Origin of the sequence: Bacillus sp. Xin1 (assembly GCF_013314535.1) — a bacterium.
Classification (GTDB): Bacteria; Bacillota; Bacilli; order Bacillales; family Bacillaceae_G; genus Bacillus_A.
Map to the genome: position 1 here is coordinate 1 of NZ_JABUAE010000022.1, position 12572 is coordinate 12572.

Sequence of the window (12572 nt, forward strand, 5' to 3'; positions counted from 1 at the left end):
AATAAAACAAGCACCTGAGTAGGTGCTTGTTTTATTATTTTATTCAACTTAATACTACTTCTGTAATCCATTAATAATGGTATCTGTATTCCACTTCATCATTTTCAAGTAAGTATCTCCATCTTCACCTGATTTACCAAGTGAATCTGTAAAGATTGTACCAGCAATCGGTACATTCGTTTCTTTTGAAACAGTTTCCATACTACGTCGATCTACACTTGTTTCTACAAATAAAGCTGGAACTTTATTCGTTTGAATTAAACTTACAACGTCTCGAATTTGATCTGGAGTACCTTGATTTTCTGAGTTAATTTCCCAAATGTATCCCGTCTTAATTCCATATGCTTTTCCAAAGTATTTAAAAGCACCTTCACTAGAGATTAGGAAACGTTTTTCTTCAGGGATTTGATGAATTCTATTTACTGTCTCATCATGTAATTTTTGAAGTTCTGCTACATATTTTTTCGCATTTTCAGTATAGAACTCTTTATTTTTAGGGTCTTCTTTAATTAATGCTTTTTTCACATTTTCAGCGTATAAAATACCATTTTTAATATTCATCCATGCATGTGGGTCTGGTTCTTTTTCTAATCCTTTTGTCTCTAAATAAATCGGCTCTACACCTTCACTTACCTTATAAACAGGTGCATCTTCTCCTGATTTATTTGCAGTTTTTAATAGTTTTTTAAACCATGCTCCACCTTCTTCTAAGTTTAAACCATTGTAAAACACTATATCTGCATCTGTCATTTTCATAACATCTTTTGGCAGCGGATCATATTCATGGGGATTAGCACCAATTGGAACAAGACTATGAATTTCAACTTTATCTCCACCAATTTGCTTCACCATATCATAAATAATGGAATATGTTGTTACAACTTTTAATTTCCCACTTTTTTCTTCTTTTCCATTTGTATTACTAGAACATGCTGTTAGTGCAAAAACAAAAATACAAAGTATCGAAAATAACACATTTTTTAATTTCATCTTTATCCTCCAATCAATTATGACAACTCTGCTCTATTTTTTCTAATTTTTATAGCTCTCCAAAATAAACCTTGTGACGGTGAGAAAAAGAATGCCAATCCGAACAAGCATGTTGCGACAAGAACAATTGTTGCACCTGAAGCAAGATTATAAGAGAAACTAAAATATAGTCCTACTACAGATGAAAGCGCACCAATACCTGCTGCTAAATAAATCATGACCCATAAACGGTTTGTTAATAGATACGCTGTAGCTGCTGGTGTGATAAGCATAGCGACAACTAGAATAATCCCTACAGTTTGAAGTGAAGCAACTGTAACCATTGTAAGAAGAATCATTAAGCCATAATGAATCAATTTGTTCGGCAATCCATAACTTTGTGCCATTGTTGGATCAAAAGTAGACACCAGTAATTCTTTGTAGAATAGAAATACAAGACCAATAATTACAATTCCTATAATAAGTGTCATCCACATATCAGAAGAACGAACCGATAAGACATTCCCAAATAAAATATGGTACAAATCAGAACTACTCTTCATAAAGGTAATTAAAATAATCCCTACAGCAAATACAGAGGTAAACATAATCCCAATCGCCATATCATGTTTAATACGACTGTTTTGACTTACAAATCCAATTCCTACTGCAGTAATAATCCCTGTTAAAACCGCACCAATAAAATAATTCATTCCAATCATATAAGAAAGCGCTACTCCTGGAAGAACGGCATGTGAAATAGCATCACCCATTAATGCCATGCCTCGTAAAATAATAAAACATCCAATTACACCACATATAATTCCTACCATAACGGAAGTTAATAACGCCTTCTGTAGAAAACCGTACTGCATTAATGCATCTATAAATTCTACAATCTTCATGATGAATGTACCTCCGCTGAATTATTAAAGAATATTCCCTGATTCACATACGCTTTTGACATAACAGTTGGTTCCAATACTTGTTGTACTTCTCCATATTGAATTAAGCTTTTATTCAATAATAGTAATTTATCAAAATAGGACTCTGCTTTACTTAAATCGTGATGTACAACAACAATCGTTTTTCCTTCTTTACGTAATTCTCTAAGAATTTTAATAATTGTCTCTTCACTTGTTACATCTATTCCAACAAATGGTTCATCTAAGAAGAAAATCTCTGCCTTTTGCGCTAAAGCTCTTGCTAAAAAGACACGTTGCTGTTGTCCGCCTGAAAGCTCACCAATTTGACGATTTTTAAACTCTTCCATTCCAACTTTTTTTAGACATTCGAATGCCCAATCCCTATGTTCTTTCTTTGGTCTTTTCATCACACCTAAAGATGGATATGTTCCGATTAGCACGACATCTAAAACTGTAATCGGGAAATCCCAATCTATATCACTTCTTTGTGGTACATACGCAATACGCTTTCTAGCACTTCGAATATCCTCTCCCAGAATTCGAACATATCCCTTATCATTTGGAATTAAATCTAAAACAGCTTTCATCAAAGTAGATTTTCCCGCTCCATTTGGACCAATAATTCCAACAAGTTTTCCTTTTTCAATATCAAAGGAAACGTTTTGAACCACTTGATTCCCTTGATATGATACAAACAAATCTTTGACAACTATAGCCTCAGCCATTTTTCATGCATTCCCCTTTCTTTTTTTCGTCAGTATAAGTATTTTGCACAAAGGCAACTTTAAGCCAAAAAAATATAAGATACATTATATTATACATATGATGTAGATCAAACCTTATGTTTCCTTAAGGAAACTTTTTTATATGAGTCAAATTATATAAGCCGAACTCAAATTTGTAAACTGTTTTTTTATTAGTTTATGAATACCCTTTCAAAATTCATCTAAAATATATTACTTTCACCTCAATACGTACACCTTTTATTATAAGCACCACTATTCCAGATACCCCCTCTAAAAAATGTAATCTAAATTTACCGTACGACATAATTTATACACTTGTTTTTTCAACAACATTATTTTGTATACTAACTTTATACGGAGTTCTTATACCTTTCATATTTTGAGATGGTATAAACATACCTTAACAAATCCCTATGGAATCACTAGTATTGGTAAATAAAGAATGAAAAAATGGCCAACTTTCCCTAAAAAGTTGGCCCCATCATTATAATTCAAATCAACCTACAAAACTTTCTGGACTTCTATTCTATTTCATGTTCTTTACCTTTTCGAGACCAAATCACAACAGGAATGAGTAATAAAGCTAAAGCTCCTCCAGCTAATGATAATGCTGCATAACTCGAATTCGCTACTACCATACCTGACATCGCTCCACCGGAAGCACCGGCTAATGCAATTAAAACGTCGATTTTCCCTTGTGTTTTTGCACGTGTTAAAGGTTCTGTTGCATCAACAATTTGAGCAGTACCACTGATTAATCCAAGGTTCCATCCTAATCCAAGTAAAACTAAAGCAACGACTAAGAGGATTAGAGAATCACTTGGTGCGATAGCAGCCACCACTCCCGCACTAAGTAATACTACCCCAGAAGCGATACTCATTGTCACCCGGCCAATCTTATCAACTAAAATTCCTGTAACGAGTGATGGTAAATACATTGCCCCTACATGGAAACCAATAACAAGGCCCACTTCATGCAATCCGTGACCATGGTGCTTCATATGTACAGGAGTCATTGTCATAATTGCAACCATTACGATTTGCGTAAGTATCATCACAACTGCACCAACTATAACACCTCTTTTATTTTCTATTGACGTCTTAGTCATCGAATTTCCTTTATTTGTTTGTTTCTGTCTATATGTTTCTATTACACTCGCTACTATTAATGGATCTGGGCGAAGCATAATGAAAAGTATAAGCCCTGCTAGTAAAAATGCAGCTGCTGATAATAAGAACGGTCCCGCAAGTTTCGGAATACCAATGGAAAGAGCGATATTCCCCATTATCCCCACTAGGTTCGGTCCAGCGACCGCTCCAAAAGTCGTCATAACCATTGTCGTACTGATCGCAGTTGCACGCTGCTTCTTATTCGCTAAGTCCGTACCAGCATAACGAGCCTGTAAGTTTGTGGCTGTTCCTGCTCCGTAAATGAGTAAAGAAGCTAGTAAAAGGATAATACTATTTGTTAAAGTTGCCATTACGACACCAATAGCACCAATTCCCCCTGCCATAAAGCCTGTCGCAAGCCCAATTCGGCGCCCATAACGTTGCGAAAGCCTCCCTACTATGAAAGCCGCTCCTGCTGATCCCATCGTAAACATCGCTGTTGGCAATCCCGCGAATGCATCTGTTCCAAGCATTTGCTGTGCAAGAAGTGCTCCGACTGTAATTCCAGCGGCTAAGCCCGCACCTCCAAACATTTGCGAAATGCTTACAATGATTAATGTTCGTTTATACAGCTTTTGTTGTTCTTCTGCTGTATACATATGCCCCCTTATTAGGCCATTTGCTTCATTAAGCAATTCCTCACCTTCTTTTTGAAAAATTCTCCCCTTGTTAAATGTACTATGGTTAACAATTCATATTCAATAACATTTTCATCCGTTCTTTTCGTTCTAAAAGAGACCAACAAAAAAACTGTCTAAATACTTTGATTTAGGACAGTTTTTCTTAGATATAAGCATCTTACTTTATAAAATTAGTTTCCCCCTTGAAAAATGGGTTTCGCAATTAAACTAACAACAGGACGTATTTTAAATACAACATACTGTGTAAATAGAGCTATCAATACTCCATGTACAATTCCTGCAATTACATCAAGTGGATAATGTACGCCTACCCATACTCTCGAAAAAGCTACACCAAGCGCTAACAAAAACCAAGTATATTTAAAACGATATGCAGATAGCAATAGTGTAGCTGCAATGACAATAGCTGATGTTGCATGATCACTTGGAAAAGAAGAATTAGTAGCATGATCTACGAGTTGTGTGATGTTATGGGAAACAAAGGGACGCTCTCTATAAGCCCATATCTCGATGATTCTATTTATAGAATACGCTAAAGTAAATGCAACCATCGATTGAAAAGCCATTACACGAAAATTAGGTTTATTTCTTATCCATAACAGGACGAGCAATAATGCGAAAGCATACTATACTCTGCAAATAGTATCATTACATGATCTATTAATGGATATTGCTGTACTTTATCATTTATAAAGTGGAACCATTCATAATCTAAATCTTTAAAATTCATTACATAATCTCCTTTAATTCTTTCGTTCACGTTACATGTTAATAAAATATACCTCTTGAAGTAATTTAGCAGCAAACTATATTTTCTGTTGCTTTCCAGCCAAAAAGCATAATCTATTCCATTTTAATAAGATTACTCACGATGTACTATCTTATTTCGTGACATAAACATTACATTTTTGTAAGGTTCCTTTCCATTTTGACAGTTCAACTTATCTAAAGTGTTTATATGAAACACTTTAAGGTAAATATAAATAGTACATTCCAGAAAAACAGAATAGTATGTTAACATTAAAACACTAACAAACGAAGTATGTAGTTGGTATGGATATCTTTTGTTTCAATACTTCGCTAGTCTATATCTCTATAATAGTTTGTAAAAAATATGGTAGGTAACGAAACAACCACCATTATACTAAAACTCAAAATACGTTTGGAGTGTTTACAAATGGTATACAAAGATATTATAAAAAAATTCATGATGCACCAACTGATTATGATTTTAGTACATTAACTGATTCCATTATTGAGGAAGAATCCATGCTTAACGGTGTACCCCAAGACTATATTTCCTTCTTAAAGGAAGTCGGCTATGGATCTGTTTCTAATTCCTATTTTATGTTTTACAGAGGACTTATTGAAGCAGATGAAATATATGATGTAGATGACAATCCAGAACTGAAAAATGTTTTACTATTTTGTGATAACTATGCCGGCGATGCTATAGGCTTTCATAAAACAAACAACTGGAAAATTGTTGAGATTTGGCATGAGGACTTATCAATCGTACCAAGGGAGGAAAAGAATTTTAAAGAAGTTGCTCAAAACATATTTTGGAAAAAGCTTTGAGATAGTAACCATTTTATATAAAATAGAAAAAACATTCCACTAATGCATCTGTGGAATGTTTTTCTCTCATTAAACTTACTTTCTAACCTTTACTTATTAAAACTTTTCTTCTCCTACCAACCTAGAACTCCCCTTCATAAAACACCAAGCTAACCAAACCACAAATCAAAATAATCGGTACACTCGCTTTATATAAATCTGTAAAGCGCATTGTCATCTTTTTCTCTGCATAGTGGCTAACATCATTTGAGAATGCAAGAATCTCTCCCCTTACTTTCTCTTCTTTAATTTTTACTAATAACATACATCATGAATTTTATTAGACAAGCATACAAGAAAAACAAACCAAATTTAATACATTAATACTAAGAGATATACCAAATCAAAGAAGAAAGAAGGAAAAACTCTATGGAAAACGATAAAAAACATAAAAGTGATAACCACTATGATAAAAATGAATCAAACGAAAATATCTATTTCGAACTCGATAAAAACAATATTTCAATTCATATTACCATATATAACATCTATAATCTCGCAGACCGAGGCAGTAATGCTGGTAACATTGAGCAAAGGGCAGAAGGCGGCGGACAAATTAATAAAGATGTTGGAACAAACGCAAATCAAGGTGGACAAAATGCTATAAATGGTAGCAAAAGCGTAAATAATAAATCACAGTTCGCAAATGGAAATGGGAGAAGCGGAGTTGCTGGAAAAGGAAACGACGAGCAAGGCGGACAGGAAGCAATAAAAATAAAAAATAAAAAATGTAAAAAAACATCCACAAACGATGAAAGATGAATATATTGTAAAATAACGGGGACAGCTATCAGGTTGTTCAAGAAAAAGCGTCCCCATTCTTTTTATATTTATAGCTAAAAGATGAACTTATATCTAAAAAACAAGAAGTAAATAGTTATATATAGTATATAAACTTAAAAAATGTAACATCACGTTTCTATAACTACTAAACCAAATATTTATGTATAACTTTTTTACCTTTAGAACATGCTAACAAAATCAAAATAATCAGCTATAGCAAATTGGAGAATGGTACATGAAAAGAAAAATATTATTCTTACTTACTTTCATCTGTTTTGCAGTTCCACTTCAAACAAGCGCCTTTACTTTTACAGAACTCCCTGTTACATCAAAATCTAAGCAGTGGCGTATTGAAGTTGATCAGGCTAAAGAGCCGCAAGCATTGCAATCAACAGAAGATATGTATCATACATATAGCTTACTTGTAAAGAATATCGGTAAGGACGTAAGTAACGTATCAATTGAAATTCGTCACAATAACCCAAAATCAAAAGCTGCTTTCAAACCTTTCAATCAGTCTGATATGAGTGTGTCATATAGTCAAACTAGTTTTTCAAAAATGAAATTCCCATTATATAAAGATGCCAATTCATTTGAAGTTATTATTAGCTGGGAAGACAGTCAATTTAGTTATAACGGTCATCCTGAAAAAGAAGCAAAGCAGTATTCACAAATATTTTTCTTTCACGAACAGTAAGCTCTGCCCTTTAGCAGAACTTACTGTTTTTTTGTAAATATACACTAATCAAACTGGCGAATACTCGGAACAAGCAGCGCGATTGCTACTACGACAATTGCCGCAATAGCTAAAATCATAATTGTCACAGTACCACCAATTACACTCGCTAACCACCCAACGACTATATATCCTAGCGGTAATAATGCAAACGACCCTAACATATCAAGACTTACCACTCTTCCAAATGCCTCTTCTGGCACCAGCTCTTGCAAGCTCGTTTCCCAAATTAAACCGAAAATCATGATTCCAAACCCTTCGAGTGCCATTAATCCTATTAATCCCGGAGCCCATGAAACAAAAGGCATGATTAAAAGTGCCACCCCGCTAATAAAGACACCTCCATAAGCAAGCAATCCCCTTCTATGCCACCTCTGTCTTCCGCCAAAATAAGAGCTGCCACAACAGCCCCTACCCCAGAACACGCCATTCCAAGTCCATACACAAACGGTTCAAACTGATGATATATATTAAATAGCCAAGGGATTAATACAACGATAATTCCTGCGTGACAAATATTAATAAATGAAAATGCTAAAATTGTAATCCATAGCCACGGGTGACTTTTTAAAACAACGATCCCTTCTATAAAATCTTTTTTGAAATTCATTTTTTGATTTGTCTGTTCCTGTACTTTTTTAGCTGTTACACCTTTTAAAAATAACAAACAAGTAAAAGATAGCAAGTAAGTCAATGCATCTAAGCCAAATCCGATCCCAGCCGATGTAACCGAAACAATAAGCCCCCCAAGTGCTGGACCTATTAAACGCACACCTTGACTACTCATTTGTGTTAATGCATTAGCTGCATTGCGAATTTCTGGTACAAACACCTTCGCTCGCACTGCTGCATATGCAGGTTGGAATAGCCCTTCCATTAGTCCATATAATGCTATTAATACATATAAAATATGGATTGTTAAAGTGTCTGTAAAAATCAGCGTCGCAATTGTTATCATCACTATGCATCGAACGATATCCGTAAATAACATTAATTTAACCCGATTCATCCGATCAACAATTAACCCAGAAAACGGTAAAATAAGAATATTCGGTAGCATATACATCGCCATCGTCGTTCCCATAACAACTGTTGATCCCGTCAACGTATATACGACTACTGGAAGAATTACCATTGTAATAGAGCTTCCTAGAACGGAAAGAAGTTGCCCGATCCATAAGAAAGTAAAATGACGTGATTTTGTAACAGGTAACAACAAATCACTTACATAACTACCTTTATTTTCCTTTTACACCTCTCCTTGCATATGTATCCCCTTCCCTTAAATATCTTCCTTCTTTTTCCTTTTATTATAACATTTATTTTTCTTTTTTTCTAACAATTAAATGTTTAGATATACTAAAAAGTAATCCAATGACCTCTCTCTTCCATCCGCTCAATCTCATACTCAATCTCTAAAAACCTCACACCAAATATCCACATTTGATGATGGGCTACCAAAGCCTTATTCGCCTTTTCTTTTATCGTAAACGTCTCAGATAATGGTAATCGAAGCGTAAAGAAACGAGTATGTAAGTAAATTCCTTCATCCCCTTTTGCATTTCCCCTTAACCTGCTAGTAATGATAAGATTCTTATTCTCATTACGTAATTTTAAAATGCCTGTCATATTCGAATATGGTAATGGCAAGGCAATATTCATATAAGTTTCTCCGTCATATGTATGCTGCGAGTAAAGGGCTACAAAAATTGTTTCACCTTGTTCGTTTTTTCTGATCCACGCTCTCACATCTTTCCTAACATCTTGTTCCTCTTCTATCGCAATGATATTACTAGACATAGCTTCCCATTTATTCCCCATCCCTAAATGAATTTGTTGCATATGTCTACTCATTTTCTCATAGAGAAAAGCAAAGGGACGAAACCATTGAGACCACATAATATTTGCTTTTAATTGATAATCTTTCGTATGCTCATAAAAATCAATGATAAGTGGAGATACTTCTCTTTCATCAAACTGCACAATATGAAAATCACTCATTTGATTTACAAGACCTGTATATATCTTCTCTTTTACAACATTCGTCCCTTCCACATTCATTTTCCCCCTCAGGTGACTCATCGTTTTTCCGTAATGAATGTACGCTGGCACACTCCTTTCAAGCATCCAAGCAATAAAGGCAGGCAACGCTACCCCAATTCCATTCACAACACCATGAATCCAAATCATTTGAGCAATAGTAAACGTCATAGCTTGTTTCAAATTCCCATATGAGTATACGAGTGAAAATAGAATTGTCATCATAAGTGTACTCGATGAAATGATCAGCAGAATTTTTGCAACTATCGAAGTGAATTTTGTTTTCCATACATAAATACCGTATGCATAAAGTGAGATGAGATAAATGAATACAGCAAAGAACTCGAATATTCTTGAATAAGTAATTCCAACTGCTACTGTCATCGGAGAAATGATAATAATCCATGTAACAATCTCAAATAATTTATTTTTCTTTTGTTGCTTTCTCCCGAGTAATCCTGCAGATAAGGGAAGTAAAAATGCAGAATAGTGAAAGTGAGCTGCTGTAAGTAAAACGATATCAGAACTAAATTGCATAATTGATAGATTTGCTACAGAGGCAAAGAACCAAAACCCACCTAAAAACAAATATATAAACCCACTATCAATTGCCGTCTCCTCTAAAGGTTTCCATCCTCTCTCAAACAATCTACTTACACCAAACAATGCAATCATGCCTGTATATATAAACCAAATCATTGCAAATAAAAAATAATTTGTTACAAACGCAAGCATCGCACTAATTGCAGCAACCGGATAAAACAACGATACTGTTTTATAAAATAAAACCTGTGATCCATCTCTTTTCTCCTTATCAACAATGCAAAATGACATTGGTATGAATAGAAGAATAGATAGTAATATAATTACTTCAACAGGATATAGTACTGGCCATTCCAATATAAGAAAAATCATATAACAAATAAGTCCAACAATTATATTTTTCATCTATTTTGATCCCTTTCTACAAATGTTCCCTTATATGAAAAAAGCGGGCCAAATAATGGATTTCGTACTTGAACATGAATTTTGTAACAGTTTACTGCATCATCATAGCTCTCTTTAATTTTCGCCTCTCCATATAAAAATTTCGGTAAGGGTATTTTCTGCCCAAGTATGTAAAACCATTGTTTCTTTGATGAGATATGCATCGCCCCCTCTTTATCAACATAAAATGTAAGTGTTGATACAAGCAAATGCGGTTCACCAAAGTAATCAATAATTTCATTCTGTTTCGTATCTAAGTACATAACAGCATTGAAGTAACGTTTTTTGTTACCAAACAGAAACATCCGATTCCACCTTACAAAGGTAATTCCTTTCGCATCCTTTTCAGCAGTATTATGTATCGTAAACGGTACTTCTTTTCCTCTTTCTGAAAAGAACATGCGAAATTTCGATGTAACTCTTAAAACCATTTTGACAAAGAATGACCCTTCAGTAATTTCATTCATTTTCCCTTCACCTATAAAACTATTGTTTTCCGTAATTGCATAACGTTTTTGCAATTTTGGATGTAGCTGCTGATAAGATTCTCCTAATAATCGTTCATAGATGCTAGCCACACATTTACCCCTTTCTTTTTCTCATACAATTTTTCGCTCTTGGTAAATCATCACTGTTCATATAACCAATAAATGATAATCCAATTAATATAAAATTTAAGGTAATGGGGTTAAATGGTTGGATAAAACTCAAAATATTTGTGAATCCTGCTGCAATGGTTAAACCAATTAAAATAATAATGTGTAACAGCAATAACTTCTGTTTTTGAAATGGCAACAACCATATGATCCCGAATCCTATTTCTAAAAAACCAATTATTTTAAGAGCAAGAATACAATTTTCGTTTGAACCACTAAGTACAGAAAGCATCCGTACCTCTTCTGGGTGATTAAATAATACTTTTGGCACAAGCCCTTGATATATCCATACAAAAGAGAGTATCAAACAAACAATCCAGTGAATAATGGATTTCTTTATTAGCAACCGAGGGTGAAACCCCTTTTCTAGCCATAACTTTAAAGCACCAAAACTCCACGCTGTAGCCCATCCTAATAACGGCCGAAATACATATGAATCTATAATTCTCCCTACACCGCCAAACCTCGTCTCATAATCATACTGCGTTTCAAAACTAATCTTTTTTTCATTCGGTGTATACTTCCAATATCCCCTTCCTACTTTTATTAACGAAAGCTTACTGTCTGTCCAAAATTTTAGCGAAGATATCCTTTCTCCTGTTTCCTTTTGTAATTCCCCTACCGATTCTCCTTCACCAGCTATTTCGAGCCCAAAACCGATTTTCGTTCTGTATAAAAAACGTTGTGGTTCATCTTCTTTTCTCTCTAAATATGATATTTCAGTAAATCGTACATCCCACTCTGTATGTAACATTGGATCTTGTGTATACTTCCATAGTTCCTCCATTGATGTTTCCATTTCTGCTCGAACATAAATCGATTTCGGCCTCTTCACACTCTCGCCCTCCCATTCCTCTATATTACTAATGTATATACAAAATCCAATTCTATCTATATTTTTCAAATAATTCTTTTTATTTATTAGAAAAGATTAAATTTTCTAAATATTAATAAAGTACTTGATTTCCTAAAATATTTTAATTATTATAAAACAAATGTTACCAAATAACTTCATAAACCAAACACTCTCGCCCAAAACGTGAGATAGAGGTTGCAACGCTTATCAGTATTCTAAAGGAGACACAGAGATGTCTATGAGTTTAGAAAAAAGGAAGTGTTGCCGAAATTGATAAATTTCTCTGCATTTATCAATTGGGGCTGTTTTCGAATAGAAACAGAACTGTCATATATACAGACGTGTATATGTGAAGAGCTATCTACAAAAAAGAGATATCATGTTCTATATGATATTCCTTTTTTGGCGGTTTTTTTATTAGCTCCTTTTTCTGTTTCCCTTTTCC

At 34.2% G+C, this 12572-nt stretch carries 10 protein-coding genes, 3 pseudogenes and 1 riboswitch; of the genes and pseudogenes, 3 read left to right on the forward strand and 10 right to left on the reverse strand.

Features of this window, described 5'->3' with window-relative positions; translation table 11 throughout:
• Positions 1-54: 54 nt before the first annotated feature.
• From mntA to HRG09_RS17885, 5 genes and pseudogenes are all read right to left on the reverse strand, one after another.
• Complete coding sequence (gene mntA, locus HRG09_RS17865; protein ID WP_174102237.1) at positions 55-990, reverse strand: manganese ABC transporter substrate-binding protein/adhesin MntA; 936 nt, start codon at positions 988-990, stop codon at positions 55-57.
• A gap of 17 nt (positions 991-1007) precedes the next feature.
• Positions 1008-1874 (reverse strand): metal ABC transporter permease, encoded by an 867-nt coding sequence (locus HRG09_RS17870; RefSeq protein WP_174102238.1) that lies wholly within the window; start codon positions 1872-1874, stop codon positions 1008-1010.
• The gene (locus HRG09_RS17875) at positions 1871-2620 is read right to left on the reverse strand and encodes a metal ABC transporter ATP-binding protein (RefSeq protein ID WP_174102239.1); all 750 of its coding nucleotides are present in this window, start codon (positions 2618-2620) and stop codon (positions 1871-1873) included. The genes HRG09_RS17870 and HRG09_RS17875 overlap by 4 nt, the downstream gene beginning before the upstream one ends.
• A gap of 542 nt (positions 2621-3162) precedes the next feature.
• Positions 3163-4446, reverse strand: a complete 1284-nt coding sequence (locus HRG09_RS17880) for an MFS transporter (RefSeq protein ID WP_174102240.1) — start codon at positions 4444-4446, stop codon at positions 3163-3165.
• Positions 4447-4622: 176 nt separating this feature from the next.
• Positions 4623-5182: pseudogene (locus HRG09_RS17885) on the reverse strand (undecaprenyl-diphosphatase).
• Between the two features lie 437 nt (positions 5183-5619).
• Between HRG09_RS17885 and HRG09_RS17890 the strand changes: the two are divergent.
• Positions 5620-6030 (forward strand): SMI1/KNR4 family protein, encoded by a 411-nt coding sequence (locus tag HRG09_RS17890; protein ID WP_254610118.1) that lies wholly within the window; start codon positions 5620-5622, stop codon positions 6028-6030.
• A 121-nt stretch (positions 6031-6151) separates the two neighbouring features.
• On the opposite strand, the pseudogene HRG09_RS17895 reads toward HRG09_RS17890, so the two are convergent.
• Positions 6152-6325 (reverse strand): annotated as a pseudogene (locus tag HRG09_RS17895) (MFS transporter); the annotation flags it as partial.
• 113 nt (positions 6326-6438) lie between these two features.
• On the opposite strand from HRG09_RS17895, the gene HRG09_RS17900 reads away from it, so the two are divergent.
• The gene (locus HRG09_RS17900) at positions 6439-6831 is read left to right on the forward strand and encodes a hypothetical protein (RefSeq protein WP_174102241.1); all 393 of its coding nucleotides are present in this window, start codon (positions 6439-6441) and stop codon (positions 6829-6831) included.
• 256 nt (positions 6832-7087) lie between these two features.
• Complete coding sequence (locus tag HRG09_RS17905) at positions 7088-7549, forward strand: hypothetical protein (protein WP_174102242.1); 462 nt, start codon at positions 7088-7090, stop codon at positions 7547-7549.
• A gap of 44 nt (positions 7550-7593) precedes the next feature.
• On the opposite strand, the pseudogene HRG09_RS17910 reads toward HRG09_RS17905, so the two are convergent.
• From HRG09_RS17910 to HRG09_RS17925, 4 genes and pseudogenes are all read right to left on the reverse strand, one after another.
• Positions 7594-8807: pseudogene (locus HRG09_RS17910) on the reverse strand (MFS transporter).
• A gap of 140 nt (positions 8808-8947) precedes the next feature.
• Positions 8948-10576 (reverse strand): YndJ family protein, encoded by a 1629-nt coding sequence (locus HRG09_RS17915; protein WP_174102243.1) that lies wholly within the window; start codon positions 10574-10576, stop codon positions 8948-8950.
• Positions 10573-11193 carry a DUF4166 domain-containing protein gene (locus HRG09_RS17920; protein ID WP_174102244.1) on the reverse strand — a complete coding sequence of 207 codons (621 nt, stop codon included), beginning with the start codon at positions 11191-11193 and terminating at the stop codon, positions 10573-10575. The genes HRG09_RS17915 and HRG09_RS17920 overlap by 4 nt, the downstream gene beginning before the upstream one ends.
• A gap of 4 nt (positions 11194-11197) precedes the next feature.
• Positions 11198-12106 (reverse strand): DoxX-like family protein, encoded by a 909-nt coding sequence (locus HRG09_RS17925; RefSeq protein WP_174102245.1) that lies wholly within the window; start codon positions 12104-12106, stop codon positions 11198-11200.
• 202 nt (positions 12107-12308) lie between these two features.
• Positions 12309-12495: riboswitch (Lysine riboswitch) on the forward strand.
• Positions 12496-12572 lie beyond the last annotated feature (77 nt).